Below are 16,342 nucleotides of genomic sequence, written 5' to 3'. Positions count from 1 at the left end.
GCGCCGGGCGGAACACGCGTCCGGTAATTCGTCTGAAACGGCTTCTGACCTGCATGCGTTGGCTATGCCCGGTGGCATTGGGTGGCAGTCCGGCGCGGCCGGCTGGCGAGCAGGGCGGAGGGCGAATGCGGGCAGTGTGGTGTGGTTTTGCGTTGGGTGTGATTGTCTTGCAGCAGCAGGCGGCATTGCCTGTGTGGCGCGAGTGGCTGGTGCTGTTGCTGATATCTGGCGGCGCGCTCGCTTGGGCTTGCTGGTGCTTGCGAGGGCAGAGAAGCTGCACGGCCGCTCGGTGCGCGTCAGCCTGGTGGTACGGGATACGCTGGCGTGTGTACACCGGTTGGTGCGCGGTCTTGTTGGCCGCTGCATGTGTCGGATTCGGTTATGCAGCCTGGCGGGCCGAAATGCGTCTTGCCCTGAGCTTGCCTACCGCGTGGGAAGGACGCGACCTCGAAGTGCAGGGCGCCATTCGAGGTCTGCCGAGCCGTGACGAGAAGGGCGCGCGCTTTCTGTTCGACGTGGATTCTGTTGCTGCGCCGATCGAACATTTTCCTCGCACGATTCAACTGGCGTGGATCGATCAGAAGGGCCCGCCGCCGCCATCGCTCGAACCCGGCGCGCGCTGGCGTCTGACGGTACGGCTCAAGCGTCCGCACAGCAACGCCAACTACGGCGTGCGCGACGCCGAAGCAGGCTTGCTGGCACGCAATGTCCGCGCAACGGGTTATGTCAATGCGCCTGCTACGGCACGGCGTCTCGATGGTTACGCGGGCGGCCTGGGCGTCAGCGTGGACCGCTGGCGCGCGGCACTGCGTGCGCGCATCGACACCGTGCTGGCCGACGCCCCGCATCGCGGCATTGTCGTGGCGCTCGCGGTCGGCGCGCAGGACGAGGTCAGCGCTGCCGACTGGCTGCTGATGCGCGCCACCGGCACGAGCCACCTGGTGGCGATCTGGTGTAAATGAATACATATGAAACAGGGCGAGATATAATGGATGACCTTGCCCAGCTTCCCGACAAGCCCCCCCCTTGCCCACCGCTTATTCTTACGTTCGCTTTTCCACCCCTGAGCAATTGAAGGGAGATTCACTACGGCGACAGACTGAAATCTCACAGGCCTACGTCGAAGAGCACGGCCTCACCCTCGACACCGCGCTACATTTCCGGGATCTTGGTCTCTCGGCGTTTGACCGGTCCAATATCACTCGCGGCGCCTTGGGTGGCTTCCTCGAAGCCGTCAAACGAGGGCGGGTTGAGGCCGGCTCATTTTTGCTGGTCGAATCGCTGGATCGTCTCTCGCGTGCCGAAGTACTCGATGCGCTTGAGGTGTTCACCGGCATCCTGAAGCACGGCATAACGATTGTGACCCTTGCCGACCGGATGGTTTACAGCCAGGAGTCGCTGCGCAGCAACTTTGGCAATCTGATCATCTCGATCACCATCATGGCGCGGGCACACGATGAATCGGCGATGAAAAGTCGTCGCCTCAAGGCGGCGTGGGGCAACAAGCGGGAGACGATCGCCGAGAGAAAGTTGACCGCTCGATGCCCAATGTGGATGCGTCTGAAAGCCGATCGAACTGAATTCGAATTCATTCCGGAACGTGTCGAAACGGTCAAAAAAATCATCGAGTTGTCGCGAAGCGGAATGGGCCATGCGTTGATATGCAAACGCTTGAACGAAGCGAACATACCGACCTTCACGAACTCAACTGGTGGATGGCAAACGTCGTCAGTCGACAAAATTTTGTCGTCTAGTGCCCTGTACGGCGCATTCCAGATGTATATCCACGTGGACGGAAAGCGCATTCCGGACGGAGACCTGATCGAGGGATATTTCCCTGCCATCATGTCCAACGATGCGTTCTTCCTGCTTCAATCTATGCGCCGAGAGCGGCGTATGGGCGGTGGTGGTAAGGCGAGAAAGGGCAGAGATGTCCCCAATCTGTTCAGTGGCCTTGTGAAGTGTGGATATTGCCAAGGCAGCATGATTTTGCTCGGTGGGGCTAGGACAAAACGGGCGAACGGTGAGCAACGAGTAGGCAGAAAATTTTTGGCATGCGATGGAGCACGCCGCGGACGCGGCTGCTATGGTGTCCAGTGGGAATACAAGGCTTTTGAAACTAGCTTTCTGACATTCTGTCGTGGCCTACAACTCGACGCTTTGATCCGCGATTCGTCCGCAGGTGCGCAATGCAACGATGTCAAGCTTACCTTGGATCAACAGGTGGCTGCGGCGAAATCGGAGGTCGGTGAAATCCAGAAGCGGTTGACCCGTTTGATCGATGTGCTCGAACTGGGCGACACGCCGACTGCGGTTCTGGCGCGAATCAGGTCGCTGGAGCTTCAACTTGTAGAAAAAACGGAAACACTGGACAGTCTGACCGGTCAGTTGAGCGTGGTGGAGATGTCCTCGCAGTATCGCGCAGAGGAGGTCGCCGATATTCGAAAGTTGATAAAAAGGATGAACACCATGGACGAACAGACGCGGTTCGATGTGCGTGCTGCGCTAGCGGAACATCTTCGCCACATGATCGAACGCATCGACGTATATCCCGCTGGCATGTTGCAAACACCGGAAAAAATCGCCCAACTTCGAGCTGATTTGCTGGCGGGTGGATTCACGAAAGAGCGGGCTGATGCCTATCTGGATGCAAATTACCGGACCGAACCTCCGCGCCAAGGGCGTGGTACGCGCGGACGGTACGGGCCGAATGCCGACAGCGGGCGCTTTTATACAATCAAGGGCAAGACAGGTGGATTCCGAGTTGTCTATCCAGACCATGACAAGCCAGAAAATGTCGTGGTCGAAGCTGCGATTCTCAATTCGAAGGTCTGACTTTTCGGTTCCGATCCTGCTTTGGCAGGGCGACAGTGGAACTGTCGCCCTGTTTGCACCGCGCCGCAGGCCGTGTGCGGTGCAAACACAAGTCGGTGTGTGGTAAATATCATGGCTCGCGAGTTGGCACCGCGCCTAGATCTATATCGATCCGGACTTTGTTGACGCGCTAGAGGTACCGTTGCCGAGTGCTATCACCGTCGTCGCAAAGTTTCCGCGCCCGTGCCCTACAGGCTGGATAGAATTTCCCTACAGTTTCACTACAAGGGAATTTTCATGGCGACAAAACCTGTTTATGACAGCATGGGCCGGATCATCGGCTTTGAAGAAAAGACCAGCAACGGAAGCACTGTCGCATACGATTCGCGACGTAACCGCCTTCGGTTCTACAGTTCGCCGTCGAAGAACACGTACGAATCGGATGGGAGGCGACTCGGTCTAGGCGATCAGACGGGCCGGTTGTTCGGACGGCCTAAGAAAAACAAATAGTCCGGGTGCTTGGCCACGGACTTCCTCAAGCTAGGCGACTGACGCGGACCTTCCGTTTGCGGTCTTGGTCAGCGTGCCATGCGTCACGGATAGTGTCGAGGTTCTGCGGTACTCCGGCTCTGTCGCCCAACATCCAGAATGTCCATCCGTTGGTAGTTGTGATGCCTCGAAACGAAAATGACAGCTCAATTTTCCGGCGCAGCGAATCCAGCCGAGAAATCGATACTTGCGAATAACAACGTCAGTTCCCATCAACGATTGTCGGCGGCGAAACGTTCGTCCAAGTCGAACCATATCGATTCGTGAGTAACAATCCGTGTCGGCGGATCGCAAACTTACCAGCTGGTCTGTCCCTATGCTCTAATAGAGAGAGTTCGATAGGCTGGGGACGCACATGCCGAATTATGCGCAGTACCAAGACGAAGTAAGAGCCGACGTGGCGGAGGTCTTGAAGCGCCAACAATGTCAACCGATCATCTTCGTCGGTTCCGGCTTTTCGAAGCGGTATGCTCATGGCCCCTCCTGGGAGGCGCTGCTCACGGAGCTTGCCGATACGTGCCCGCTCATCGAGCACGGGCTTGCATATTTCAAGCAAAAATACGACGGCGATCTCACTATGATCGGGTCAGTGTTCGCTCAACACTATTTTGAATGGGCGTGGTCGAAGGAGGGGAGGGCACACTTCCCGGACAGACTGTTTGAAGCGAATGTTCCGAAGGATGCGTATCTAAAGCATATCGCTGCACAACGCCTCGGCGCGCTTAGCACGACCGCCGCAGACCAAGCATTGCAAGACGAACTTGTAGAGCTTAAGCGACTTGGTCCCCATGCAGTAATCACCACGAACTACGACAACCTACTGGAGCCGCTTTTCCCCGAGTACGAGGTTGTTGTAGGCCAGAATGTGTTTCGCCAGTCCTCACTGGTGGTTGGGGAAATATTCAAAATCCACGGCTCGATCTCAGACCCCCACTCTATGGTCCTGACCAAGGAGGACTACGACGTTTTTAACCGGGACAAGAAATATTTAAGCGCTAAGCTGCTGACGTATTTCGCCGAGCATCCGCTACTGTTCATCGGCTACAGCGCCAGTGATCCGAACATAAAAAACGTGCTCTACGACATGAGCCGCATGTTCACGCCGACCACAGCGCTGATCCCTAACATCTATATTCTGCAATGGGACGAAGACCAGAACGAAGCCAGCTACCCCGCGCGTGAGCACGTTTTAGAGGTGGGCGAAGGTATCACAGTCCGCATCAAAAGCATCTCAGCTAGTTCGTACAAATGGGTGTATGAGGCCTTCGGCATCGGGGGAACGATGGAGAAAGTGAATTTGAAAGCGCTACGCGCGCTTGCCCATCGTATGCTTAACCTTATTCGCACCGATATCCCAACGAAAAACGTCCAAGTCAACTACGAAGCGCTGGAGCACGCAATCTCCAACGAAGAGGTGTTTGCTAAGCTGTTCGGTGTTACGAGCCTCAATGACCCAGCTGCGGCCAACGCAGCTCATCCGTACACATCCGAAATGCTTGCGACGCAGCTTGGTTATAAGCATTGGACGGCAACGAACAGGCTTATTGCGCGAGTCAAGGCGGACACTGGATTCGATATGAAAAGCTCGGACAATATCTATCACGTGCATATCAAAATCGGACAGGCAGCAACGAGCCGCACGAGAAAATACTCTGACGCTGCCGTTGCGCTGTTAAAGAAGGTTCGCGACGGCGATGCCTACGAGATTCCTGCATACGTGTTGCCGGCTAAACCACCCGGCCTATGACGCGGATGACGCTGACAACGACAGTCCGACTATGGCCGAGCAACTGACAAAAGAAAACCGATTGTTGCATATGCGGCACGCGATCATCCCTTTCCACGTTAGAGGAGTGATGGCCGGGTTATCGGCACTGGATTTAGCGGCGAAGCACGACCTGTTTACGCCTGTAGAGATCCATATCGAAGGCCCTAACCCGGAGGTGCAGAGCGAGACGCTTTTAAGCTACGCACAACCGATTTGGTGCATGGGCGCTATACATTCGCGGTTCCTTTTGGAATTCGTGGGGCTGAAAAGCAAAGGCTCACCGTCACGCCTGGAAACCATCACCGACAAAGAGCGTAGGCCGAGCGATATCGGGATCGAATGCTATCAACGTGCAGACGATACATTCCTACGGAGGCTTGAGCCGTCAATCGTTGACTACAGTCCGGACCCCGAGGTTGTGCGGCGTGCGTGGATCGGCACTTGCGACTTTGCTGGGCAACGGCTCGCCCACGCCACCGACGACTACAAGTTACAGAGCGGCGACGTAACGGCGATGCTGCGGCGCACGTTCGAAACCATACCGGACTTGATTAGCCATTGTTTTCACAGCCAACTAAACTAGGCCGCACAGAAGGCCGCAGCTGCGGCCTCAATGACAGTCACGCAAGAAAAACGGGGAAAACAAGATGGATGCACCGACGATCATAAACACCGTCATCATCGTTATCCTGGCCGTGCTGACGGCGGCATCGGGTTTCTACGCGGCTAGGTTGTGGTACGTAGCCAGCAAAAAATCGGTGCGCCCGCTCTATGTAGACCTAGGGACCATCGCACCGATTGGCGATCAAGCGGCAGAGGCCATAGACTGGGTTATCGGAATCAATAACTACGTGAGCGAGAGCGGCAAAGCCAACAGGCCGCTGCCACGTGGACGGCTATTTCAGCCGGGATAGGTGCGGCTACAACCGTTATGGGCGTGGCGTTGCCGCTTGTACTGCCTCGACTCATGTCCCACTGACGTTCTACCGAGCGTTAGCCGCGCGCAGTCAATATCTTGAGATCGAACGTCCTAAACCGTCCACAACGAACGCTTACAAGCGGGATGGAACGGCCGCTTTCGGGCCGGTCGACTGTCTCCTTTGGGTTGAACTGAGCCACTCATCGTTACTTCCCAGAGCTTCGAGGAAGACCGACAATTCAGAGGTTCGGGTTGAAGGGACAAATGCGACTATTATGGTCATGCGGCAACCAATGACCGAGAGGAAAATGACAGCGGACAACTCGCAGAAACTCGACGACGCGGAACGTGTCGACCTACTCTGCTTCTTGGTAATGGCCCAACTCATTGGCCACGCAAGCACTGGTGATTGGTTACGAACCGACCACGCTGTGGAAGCCACTCGGATGTGGGTGGCGTCGAACTCCGCAGAGTGCGACTGGCTTGAGCGAGCAAAGCTTGCGCGGATGTCGGTCGCCATCGCACCTCAATTCCTTGTGTTCCCAATATTCAGAGATGCCAGAGAGATTGTGAAGTTGTTTGTAGATGGCTGGAGGCTGGACTATCGTTTGCCGACGGTACGAGGCATGCTCGACGTTTGCACAGAACATCTGCGCCAGGGATGATGTACCGCGTGTGACGGCGTGGCAACATATAGAGCTCGTTCCGAGCGCAAGGAATAGTCGTTTTGACGTCGTGCCGTGTAAGCGATCGTTCATCTCATGACCGTCCAGGTTGCTTTGCGAATTTGGTCGCCAGAAAAATACTCGCGACACCGCATTGTATTTGCCCTGCCGTATCGTCGGCCTCGGATAGCCGGTTAGCCATCCATCGGAATCGCGGGCTTCAATCTGCTGTCGTACTTTCGGAAGCCGCCTTTCGGTCTGCGTTTGCGATGTGCATCCGAATGCAAGCGTTCGCCTCTCGCGTCCATTCGGCCTCAACCTTGCGACGCTCTTCTTCTTCCATCGTAGGGTAGCGACACTCTTCGCGCGGCACCCAACCGTACTTTTCCGTCCAGCGTCTTTTATGCTCAGCGATTGCCGCCTGTAGTCGTTCAAATCTATCCTTGTCTTCCACCGTTTCGCTCCATAGTGTTTTCGTTTGCGGAATATTTATCGGCGCTGATGAATGGGTTTGCTTTGGGTGCCGCCGAGCGTCTTGAGTGATGGCATGAACGCGTGCGGTCGCCGTTGCCGTCCCATCAGAAATGTTCCGACTCGGGTCTATTGCTGAACGAAAGCTGACTACGGTAGATTCGCTCCTTTTCAGGCGTTGGAGCCACCGTGGCAGCGAATTCTGAGCAAATGGCATCGATGTTCCGAATCACACATTCGACGCGTTCGGAGGGTAGTCGAACACACCCGGAATTCTCGATCAACGACACGGCTAGCGACTGGTTATGGTGGTGGTATCGTTATTTCAAAGAGAACGGAGACTACAAGGCATACTGCGAAGCCCGTCGCGATGATGACCGAGCGACATGCTCCGAACTGGAGAGTAGCTTCGAACGCATCGCCGAACTGTACGAGGACTGGGGTGATATCCACGACGGCAAGCGGCTGTATAAAAACGAATCGTCGTGGCGCGATTGGCTGTACGAGCGGCGGCATTTGTTTCTGATAGAAGTGCCACCGATTAGAACCCTCGTCACGCTCTCCGAAGTGCCGCGCAACGGCATCGCCATCCAAATTCCGAATACGGTGTCGAATGATGAACTTCTCCAACTTCTAACTGAATTCATCGAGCGCGACTATGCAGAGTTGCGCAACACCTCGAAGCCGAAATACCAACTGTACGCGCCAGAAGGCCGAATCGACCAAAGCACCTTTCAATCCGTAAAAAAAGCGTTCTATGTTAACGCTGCGGCTCAGCAACACGTTTGGTTTCCGGCTTCGAACGCCGGTACAGCGCTCGAAGTCATGATGCTCGAACTCAAGAGCCAGCTTGGATTCAATTGGGAACTGGAGCCGGATCAGGAAGAACGTCTGCGGAACGGCAAGCTGAGCATGCTGGAACTGGACTCGTTCAAGAAGCAGGTAGCACGGTACAAATCCCAGTTCGATGCCTATGTCGCAAATACCATTCATGGGGTGTTCCCAAAGAAGTAACGACCAGGAACAGATCAGATTGCGATTCGAAATCTGATCTGTTCGTTCCTGGGAAGTCTTCCGATTGGAAAAATGGCTACATCGTAAGCAATCAAACACACAGCGAAGATTGCCCGATGCAAACCCATCAACCCAATCGGAGAACTTATGCAAATCTATCAACAAATCGACGCGGAATTCGCGCAGTACGAAGCTGAAGCCGCCGCACTCCAACTGCGCATGGATGCCCTCACGCAGCGCCGTGAAAGCATACGTCAGCAAGCGCACGACCAGGCTCTTCCCGAGATCGTCGAACGCATGACCACCCACGGGATTACGTTGGAGCAGGTACGCGCTGCTCTTGCGGCAGCGAAACCTGCCGCTACGGTCATCCACAAATACTGGGACCCGGAAACCGAAGAGACGCACTCTGGCAAGGGAACTATCCCCGGCTGGCTCGTTGGTAAGACTGGTAGGGGACGGACGGGCGATCCTCGTTATCTGAACCCTGCATGGGTCGCGAAGGAAGACGCAAAGGACGCGGCGAAGGCGGCTGAGAAGCAAGGCAAGAAGAACAAGACCAAATCGTCGGGCGCTTCCGTGGCGGATCAGGCTCTGTCTTCGAACGTCGCTGTCACGGTTCCGAACGACGCACCCGAGATTGTGGATGGTGCACAGCGTCCGGCTCCCAACGATGGCGCACCGATTCCCGTAGCGAACGTGGCAGCGGTCGATATGGCCCACGTCGAAACGAAAACCGCTTCCGCGCCTATCGTTTCGAACCTCAACTAAACCGCGTCGACTAGACGTATTAAATCAGTGTACATAATCGAAATAGATTAGTACACCATATTTAATTGCTTCGAAAGAGTAACTATGAACATCGAAAAATTTTGGGAAATTGTTGATCTGTGCAAGGACTGCGAGCATCCCGACGAAGCTTTGGAAGAATGCCTCTGTGAACTTCATCCGGAAGAAATCGCAGATTTCGCTCACATCCTCTGGTGGCTGGAGTCGTATGCCTTCAGTCAGACCATGTGGTGCGCCGCGTATCTTCTAAACTATGGGTGCAGCGATGACGGATTCACCGATTTTCGTCGCGGCTTGGTTTCGAAGGGGCGCACGATCTATGAAATCGCGCTCAAGAACCCCGACGATTTGATCTGCCTGTGGGGTAAAGGGGACATCGGCAACGAATCGTTTGGATACGCCGCGCATGATGCATACGCACGCTGTACCGGGTTGAGTGAAGAGGCCGCGTCTGAATATTTGTTTGAGCAGTACGTGAGCCGGGAGAAGTTCGATCTCTACATCGACGGAAAGCTGTTCGATCGAAATCCGCAGACCGAATGGTGGAACTTCGATGATGAACAGGAGAACCACAAGCGCCTTCCTCGCTTGACCGAAATGAATCGCGACTGCTTCGAAAAACGTTTTCCCCAGTGGCTGATTGAAGGCCAACGCGCAGCGTAACGCATAAATAGACTGTCGCAAGTTAGCAGGGCGGTCGTCGCCGCTTCGCGCCGTTACCAATGAAATGACGGCCACCTGCTGACCTTCGCGACGGTCGATCTGGTAACTCGACCTCACCACATAGCGAAGCGGAATCGTCACGTTGCGATTCCGTCAATCACGATAGGAAATGCAATGGCAGATAAAGTAAAAGCCGCGGTGAATCCGCACATCATCAACAAGATTGAAGACAAGAATTCTCCGCTTTGGGAAATTTCTGTAACTGACTTTGAACGCGTAGAACTGACGATCCAGGAATTGGCGGACGATATCAATCGAGGTCACGCGTATTGCGTCCAGCACAAAGGACGACGGCAAGACATAAATTTCCTGTGTTCGGACATCATCTCGGTCGATATCGATAAGGGTTGGCGAGTCGAAGATGCGCTGAAGGATGGCTTCGTCCTGAAGCACGCGGCTATCCTGTACACCACCGCATCTCACACCGAAGCCAAACACCGGTTTCGGATTGTGTTTCGACTTCCGCGCACCATCACGGACGCATCTGAGATGCGAACGGCCTACACGGGTATTGTTCGAAAGTTCGGCGGCGACACAGCGTGCACGGACGCTTGCCACTTCTTCTTCGGCTCGGAGAACTCGAACCCCATTGTGTTCGATAACGTCATGAGCAACGAAGCACTGGACGAAATCCTGATCCTCGGCCGTGAAGATAAGCTGGCAGACACGAAGCGCAATGCTAACGGCGTTGCAGTGTCGCGCGGCACGGCTACGCGTCGCTCCGAAATCTCGCTTGCGGTTGACCAGCAAGTGACGCTTAAGAGTGGCCGAATTATGCCGGTTGCCGATCTGCATCACTATACGCCGGTTCATTGCCCGATTCACGTTGATCGTAGCCCGAGTGCGTTTGTAGTTCGCAGTCAATCCGATATCGCAGGCATTCACTGTCGTACCTGCAACGCGACGTTCTGGCCGTCGAGCATGAAACGGCAGTCCGCACGGATCGACTTCTATCAGGTCGAGAGCATTATTGCCGAGAACGAATATTGGGAAGATCCGGCCAATTTCGACCGCGACGAGTTCGACGATGCTTCGAACGACAATTTAGTATTTGTACGCGGTTCGGGCGCGTCGGGTGGTCCCACGCGCGAGAATGTCTCGACTGTCCAGGCTTACGGCGCGCCGGAAAGTTTGGTAAAACTTGCAGAGGTTGATCGCAGCCATTTCACGTTCAGCTCGAAGTATCTGGCGCACCTCGACACGACACCGTTTGACGGCGTAACGTTCCTGCGCAGCCCGAAAGGGTCTGGCAAAACCGAGTGGGCCGCAAAGGTCGTCCAGCGCTGTCGAGACGAAGGTAAATCGGTCCTGCTCATCGGGCACCGGCGTACGCTGATCAGCAGCATGGCCGACCGACTTGGGCTTACGTGCTATTACTATCGGGATCGTGGCCGGATTCGCTATGAGCAACCCGACAACTACTACGCCGTATGCCTCGACAGCGTCGGCAAGCTGCTCGACACCGAACGGGACAAATACGACGTGGTGATCATTGACGAGTCCGAGCAGGTGATTTCGCACCTGACCGGCGACACCATGCGCAGCAAGCGCCGGGAGGGCGCGCTCAAGCTTTTCCACTACTTGCGAGTTGCGAAAGCTGTCATTCTCTCTGATGCCGATCTGGGGCAGATCACGGTCAACACTGCTTTTCAGGCAGCGAAGCCGGATACGCCGTACCGCTTCTACGTTAATACGCACAGGGAAAGCCGTTGCCCCGTTTTCTTTTACGAGGACGACAGCCACCTGAACATGGAGTTGCTTCGCGCAGTGAAAGACGGTGGACGACACTACGTCGCGACCAATTCGAAGACCAAGGCCGAGGCGTTGGAGGAACTGCTGAGGCGCGAGTTCGGCAACGAACGGCGCATTCTGCTGGTGACGTCGGCTACGACCAACGAGTCTGACGTGATGCAGTTCGTCAACGCAGTGAAGATCGAATTTCTAAAATACGATGTGGTGATCGCGTCGCCGACCTTAGGTACTGGCATCGACATCACGTTCCCTGATGATGCGCAGCTGGTTGATAACGTGTTCGGCTTTTTCGAGCCCCGCGTGAACACGCACTTCGACATCGACCAGCAGATTGCACGCGTTCGTCATCCGAAGGCAATCCGTGTCTGGGTTGCCCCGCAGAAATTCGGCTTCGAAACCGATCCGAACGTGATCCGGCAGGAAGCAATGGACAATGGAGCGTTGAGCGATGCCCTACTGAAGATTCACGATGATGGTCGAAAGGAAGTAGACGAGCGGTATTTAAGCGTGTACGCCGAAGTGGTTTCGGTCGCACGGGCATCCAAAAACCGGCTCAGGGAGAATCTGTTTGAGCTCCGCAAGCGCAATGGCTGGCAGATCGAAATCGTGAAGCCCACACCGGAGTGTGGTGTTGCAACGGGCAAGGAGAAAATGGACGCGGCGAAGGCCGCTGTCGAGGCGCGACGCATTGCTGCGCTGTGCGCTGCGCCTCAGATCGATCAGGTCCGCTATCGCGAACTTCGTGATCGCACCTCGACTGGCATGTGGGTCAGCAAGGATGATGAGCTATCGATGCGTCGGCATGAAATCGAGCTCTTCTATCGCAGTGACATCACGCCTGATCTGGTTTCGCTGGATGATCGCGGTGCATATCGAGAGAAGGTCAGGCTCATGCAGGTCTATCTGAGCCCGCTTGAACACCTGAAAGCACGGGCACAGGCCGAGTTCGATGCGCATTACATGGAGACGGATCGTTCGCACGAGCCCTTGAAAAAGTCGCTGCTGCATGAATTGCTGGAGGCTGCGGGCATCGCTGACGATGTCACGTCCATCAAGTCCGGGGTGCAGGTATCGAAGAATACGCTTGGGCGCTTCTCCGAAGTCTGCCTGCGTAATGCCAGCAAAATCCAGGAGCTGTTTGGCATAAAAGTGCGGCAAGGCGATGTGTCGAACAAGGCGACGCGGCAATTGAGCGATATCCTGGATCTGATCGGCCTACGCTTCGGTGAAATGATCCGGCAGAAACGCGATGGCGTGACGACTAACATCTACGAACTGGACGACGAGTCCTGGGACACGGTAAAGGAAATCGTTGAGCGTCGTCTATCGTCGTCTGTCGGAAAGACGCTTCCTGCGCTTGAGTTTCTGTCGAAAGCGCAGCTGCGCAAACGCAAAAAGACGGAAGAGCGGGCAATGCAGAACGCACGCAAGCGGGCAAGTGGCTACATTCCGCTCGAGTATTAACAAGCGCGGCCGGTGCTAACAAAATCTGGCTTGTGGTAAATATCGTAGGCCGTCAGTTAGCACCGGCCTTACCTCCGGAGACAACATGGAAGTCGATATCGGGCGTGGAAGCTGGAAAGATTTGCAGCAATTGCGAAAAGAGATTCTTGGTGAGGATGAGACGGGAAGCGTCAAGGGTTTGCGAAAACTGTTGATGGCGTGGCTGTCGGCGACGATTGCTGAAGAGCGTCAGCGGAATGGTACTGATACCCATGACCTCGATGAAATGATAGTGTCGCTGGAGCTGAAGGTAACGCCGCGCGACAATCAAAGTCCAGGCATGGAAGTGACGCGCCGAGAAATCAGCATGATCGTACAGCTTGAGGATTCTCTGGCCGAGCAAACAAAGAAGCCACCCAACGGACTTCTGACCTGGTAGGGCGCTGTTCGAACAGCGCCCTGTTGTCACCGATCCGCAGGATCGGTGACAACAAAAAACGCCTCTTTCGAATTTCGAGTGGGTGTACTGCCGGGTCAAGCGCGGGCGCAAGCCCGGCGAAGCGAACGCTTGACGCGTGTAGGGGAAGTAAGCTGATGCAGGGCTGGTTGTGTAGTGGTCAACCCACGCCGGACACCGGGTTAAGTTTTTCTTCTGCGACCGCTGGCGCTAGACCCTCGTTGAATTGATGCGGTCGAGTCCAGTTGTATCGCTGCATCAGGTAATAGCTGATGTCCCGCTGTGCTTCTCGAGCACTTATATATCCAGTGCCTGGCACCCATTCCGTTTTCAAGCTTCGGAACAGGCGCTCCATCGGGCTGTTATCCCAACAATTTCCACGCCGACTCATGCTCTGCCTGATTCGATAGCGCCACAATCGCTGACGGAATTTCCGGCTGGCATATTGACCGCCCTGGTCGCTGTGGAACATCAAGCCCGGAGGCCGACCGCGTTGCTCGAACGCCATGTCTAATGCCTTCACTACCAGGTCGGCGTCGGGGCTCGTCGAGAATGACCAGCCGACAACGCGGCGCGTGAACAGGTCCAACACCACGGCCAGATAATGCCAGCGCCCCTGCGCCCATAAATACGTGATGTCGCCGCACCAGACCCGATTCGGCGTAGCCACATCGAACTCCCGATTCAGGACGTTGGGAATGTCGATGCGCTCCACCGTGGCGCGCTTGTATGCGTGGTTGCCAGGTTGCTTGCAAATCAGGCCGAGCTCATCCATCAGACGGCTAACCTTGAAGCGCCCAACCATCGTGCCTTGCTCGCGCAGCATGCCCACGATGCTGCGGCTGCCTGCCGAACTGCGGCTCTCGACAAACAACTCGTGCACGCGGCTGCGCAGTGCCATTCGCGCCACGTCCACCCGTTCCCGACGATGTCTGTATGCGTAAAAGCACGACCGGGGTATGTCGAACAACTCACACAACATTGCTACCGACACGCCGTCGCCGAACTGGTCGATTATTTCGTACGTTCTATCCCTTCCGACATCAGCAGCGCAGTAGCTTTTTTTAAAATGGTCTTCTCCCTCTCGAGGCGTTCAACCCGCGCTTCCAGCTCCTGGATGCGCTGCTGCTCTGGCGTCATGGCGGAACTCTGAGGCGTGATGCCGTGGCGTTCCTGGTGCAGTTGTTGAACCCAGCGACGCAGAACCGATTCCGCAACGCCGACCGAGCGGCTGGCATCGACGTGGCTGTAGCTTTGGTCGAGGACGAGCGACGCAGCACTGCGCTTGAACTCGGGGGAAAACGTACGACGTTGCTTGCTCATCAGACACCTCTTCATGGCGAGTATTCTCGCCTAAATTGGTGTCCGGGGAGATTAGACCACTACATTGCGGCAGAATGCGGCAATCAGCCCTGCAAGACTAAGCGAACTATGACGAACCAAACTCAGCTGTTTGAAGCCGCCTTGGGAATCAAGGCACCGTGGTATGTGCAAGGTGTCGATTTCGGCACGGAGCTGACGATTGCCGTGGACTTTGTCGCGGGCAGCCGGTTTGCCTATCCCGGGGTACCGGGCGAACACCCGGTGCACGACACGGTCATCAAACGGCTGCGGCACCTTAACTTTTTCCAATTCGACTGTTATCTGGAGGTGCGCGTGCCGCGTGTACGCCTGCCGGACGGCACGGTGCGGCTCGTGGAGCCTGACTGGATGGGCAAGCTGGATGGCTTTACGCTGCTGTTTGAAGCGCTCGTGCTGACGCTGTGCCGGGAGATGACATTTGCGGCGGTGGCTCGTCTGGTGAACCTGTCGTGGCATCGCGTGAAGGCCATCTGTGATCGTTACGTGGATCTGGCCGTGGCCGCGACTGACTTGTCCGGGCTCACCGCGGTGGCCATTGACGAAACCTCGTGCCGACGGGGCCACGACTATGTCTCGCTCGTCGCTGACATGGACGGCAGGCGCGTGGTCTTCGTCACGCCCGGCAAGGATGCAGGCGTCGTCGAACGCTTTGCCAATCACCTGGAGCAACACAACGCAACGCCTGCGCAGATCAAATCGGTCAGCATCGACATGTCGCCCGCCTTCATCAAGGGCGTGGACGAGCATCTGCCCGATGCGCGTGTGACGTTCGACAAGTTTCATGTGGTGGCGCACGCGTCCAAAGCACTCGATGGTGTGCGCCGCGAGCAGCAGAAGACCGATCCTGCACTGAAGGGCAACGGCTTCATTGAAGCGATCAACGGCCTGTTTCAAGCGGCCAAGCGCAAGGCGCGCGGATACGCCAGCTTCAAAACCATGCGAACCGTGCTGTTCCTCATCGCCGGCAAGCTCGACTTCTCGGCCTTCAATCCGCATGCCTCGTGAGCCGCATTACCCACTGCATTTTTGAAAGAGCCCAAAAAACTCTAGCGTGGTAAGTATAAGAGGCTGCGAGTTGGCACCGCCTGAAACTAAGGATTGCATACCATGGAAATCGAAATCGTCAAATCAAGCTGGCGAAACCTGCAGCTTCTACAAAAACATATCCAACAACGCATCAAATCCAGTGGCGTGAAGGACATGGAAAAATGCTTGATGAAAGCTATCGCTGACGTTATTCCCGGCGAGCATCGGCGCAGCGAAGTGATCGACGGCGATCTGTCCGATCACGACTTGACTACCACGGTCAGCTTTAAAATCACGCGTGTTCGCAAGCACGAGGCGAAAAAACCGGTGAAACGCGAACTGAGCAGCCTGCTTGCAGAGCTTGACGCCGAGTCTGCGAATGGGGCACGCACAGACGTCGGTGAGTGATCGGGCAGCGCTAGCTCTGGCCGGGAAACCGGCTTTGCGCGCAGCGCGGTGCTAACAAAAACTAGAGTGTGGTAAGTATAAGAGGTCGCGAGTTGACACCGCCGTTCATCGCAGCCATTACTGGTGAATCCATGCCGAACAGTCCTGCCAGTCTCCAAGGATCGCAAATTGGGTGCGACACG

The 16,342-nt window shown here is 55.8% G+C and carries 13 protein-coding genes and 1 pseudogene; 13 read left to right on the top strand and 1 reads right to left on the bottom strand.

Features of this window, described 5'->3' with window-relative positions:
* Nucleotides 1–125 precede the first annotated feature (125 nt).
* The 11 genes and pseudogenes from P3T24_RS08720 to P3T24_RS08670 all read left to right on the top strand — a co-directional run.
* A pseudogene (locus P3T24_RS08720) lies at nucleotides 126–950 on the top strand (ComEC/Rec2 family competence protein); the annotation flags it as partial.
* Between the two features lie 76 nt (nucleotides 951–1,026).
* Nucleotides 1,027–2,835 (top strand): recombinase family protein, encoded by a 1,809-nt coding sequence (locus tag P3T24_RS08715; RefSeq protein WP_429433824.1) that lies wholly within the window; start codon nucleotides 1,027–1,029, stop codon nucleotides 2,833–2,835.
* Between the two features lie 883 nt (nucleotides 2,836–3,718).
* On the top strand, nucleotides 3,719–5,110 hold the full coding sequence (locus tag P3T24_RS08710; RefSeq protein ID WP_429433822.1) for an SIR2 family protein: 1,392 nt from the start codon (nucleotides 3,719–3,721) through the stop codon (nucleotides 5,108–5,110).
* Nucleotides 5,111–5,141: 31 nt separating this feature from the next.
* Nucleotides 5,142–5,714 carry a hypothetical protein gene (locus P3T24_RS08705; RefSeq protein ID WP_429433820.1) on the top strand — a complete coding sequence of 191 codons (573 nt, stop codon included), beginning with the start codon at nucleotides 5,142–5,144 and terminating at the stop codon, nucleotides 5,712–5,714.
* A gap of 64 nt (nucleotides 5,715–5,778) precedes the next feature.
* Nucleotides 5,779–6,045 (top strand): hypothetical protein, encoded by a 267-nt coding sequence (locus tag P3T24_RS08700; protein WP_429433817.1) that lies wholly within the window; start codon nucleotides 5,779–5,781, stop codon nucleotides 6,043–6,045.
* A gap of 313 nt (nucleotides 6,046–6,358) precedes the next feature.
* Nucleotides 6,359–6,715: a hypothetical protein gene (locus P3T24_RS08695; RefSeq protein WP_429433815.1), complete on the top strand. Its 357-nt coding sequence runs from the start codon at nucleotides 6,359–6,361 to the stop codon at nucleotides 6,713–6,715.
* A gap of 660 nt (nucleotides 6,716–7,375) precedes the next feature.
* Entirely contained in the window at nucleotides 7,376–8,200 is an 825-nt protein-coding gene (locus tag P3T24_RS08690; RefSeq protein ID WP_429433812.1) for a hypothetical protein, read from the top strand.
* A 147-nt stretch (nucleotides 8,201–8,347) separates the two neighbouring features.
* Entirely contained in the window at nucleotides 8,348–8,971 is a 624-nt protein-coding gene (locus tag P3T24_RS08685; protein WP_429433810.1) for an H-NS histone family protein, read from the top strand.
* 84 nt (nucleotides 8,972–9,055) lie between these two features.
* A complete protein-coding gene (locus P3T24_RS08680; RefSeq protein WP_429433808.1) occupies nucleotides 9,056–9,652 on the top strand; it encodes a DUF4240 domain-containing protein in 597 nt (198 codons plus the stop codon).
* Between the two features lie 174 nt (nucleotides 9,653–9,826).
* A complete protein-coding gene (locus P3T24_RS08675) occupies nucleotides 9,827–12,928 on the top strand; it encodes a plasmid replication protein, CyRepA1 family (RefSeq protein WP_429433805.1) in 3,102 nt (1,033 codons plus the stop codon).
* 85 nt (nucleotides 12,929–13,013) lie between these two features.
* Nucleotides 13,014–13,346, top strand: coding sequence for a hypothetical protein (locus P3T24_RS08670; protein WP_429433802.1), 333 nt, complete (start codon nucleotides 13,014–13,016; stop codon nucleotides 13,344–13,346).
* 178 nt (nucleotides 13,347–13,524) lie between these two features.
* Here the strand turns inward: P3T24_RS08670 and P3T24_RS08665 are convergent.
* A protein-coding gene (locus P3T24_RS08665) for an IS3 family transposase (RefSeq protein ID WP_429433800.1) occupies nucleotides 13,525–14,687 on the bottom strand; the annotation gives its coding sequence in 2 pieces (ribosomal slippage) (nucleotides 13,525–14,423 and nucleotides 14,423–14,687; 1,164 coding nt in all).
* Between the two features lie 108 nt (nucleotides 14,688–14,795).
* Between P3T24_RS08665 and P3T24_RS08660 the strand changes: the two genes are divergently transcribed.
* Together P3T24_RS08660 and P3T24_RS08655 are read left to right on the top strand one after the other, a co-directional pair.
* Nucleotides 14,796–15,731 carry an ISL3 family transposase gene (locus P3T24_RS08660; RefSeq protein ID WP_429434292.1) on the top strand — a complete coding sequence of 312 codons (936 nt, stop codon included), beginning with the start codon at nucleotides 14,796–14,798 and terminating at the stop codon, nucleotides 15,729–15,731.
* A 102-nt stretch (nucleotides 15,732–15,833) separates the two neighbouring features.
* A complete protein-coding gene (locus P3T24_RS08655) occupies nucleotides 15,834–16,160 on the top strand; it encodes a hypothetical protein (RefSeq protein ID WP_429433797.1) in 327 nt (108 codons plus the stop codon).
* Nucleotides 16,161–16,342 lie beyond the last annotated feature (182 nt).

Source organism: Paraburkholderia sp. GAS33 (genome assembly GCF_050436645.1).
GTDB lineage: Bacteria > Pseudomonadota > Gammaproteobacteria > Burkholderiales > Burkholderiaceae > Paraburkholderia > Paraburkholderia phenazinium_B.
This window is presented reverse-complemented; position numbering and strand designations above follow the sequence as displayed.

Bases quoted from the DNA above. Each gene is read 5' to 3' on its own strand.
- P3T24_RS08710 (WP_429433822.1), top strand. From the start codon at position 3,719: ATGCCGAATTATGCGCAGTACCAAGACGAAGTAAGAGCCGACGTGGCG.
- P3T24_RS08705 (WP_429433820.1), top strand. From the start codon at position 5,142: ATGGCCGAGCAACTGACAAAAGAAAACCGATTGTTGCATATGCGGCAC.
- P3T24_RS08700 (WP_429433817.1), top strand. From the start codon at position 5,779: ATGGATGCACCGACGATCATAAACACCGTCATCATCGTTATCCTGGCC.
- P3T24_RS08695 (WP_429433815.1), top strand. From the start codon at position 6,359: ATGACAGCGGACAACTCGCAGAAACTCGACGACGCGGAACGTGTCGAC.
- P3T24_RS08685 (WP_429433810.1), top strand. From the start codon at position 8,348: ATGCAAATCTATCAACAAATCGACGCGGAATTCGCGCAGTACGAAGCT.
- P3T24_RS08680 (WP_429433808.1), top strand. From the start codon at position 9,056: ATGAACATCGAAAAATTTTGGGAAATTGTTGATCTGTGCAAGGACTGC.
- P3T24_RS08675 (WP_429433805.1), top strand. From the start codon at position 9,827: ATGGCAGATAAAGTAAAAGCCGCGGTGAATCCGCACATCATCAACAAG.
- P3T24_RS08670 (WP_429433802.1), top strand. From the start codon at position 13,014: ATGGAAGTCGATATCGGGCGTGGAAGCTGGAAAGATTTGCAGCAATTG.
- P3T24_RS08660 (WP_429434292.1), top strand. From the start codon at position 14,796: ATGACGAACCAAACTCAGCTGTTTGAAGCCGCCTTGGGAATCAAGGCA.
- P3T24_RS08655 (WP_429433797.1), top strand. From the start codon at position 15,834: ATGGAAATCGAAATCGTCAAATCAAGCTGGCGAAACCTGCAGCTTCTA.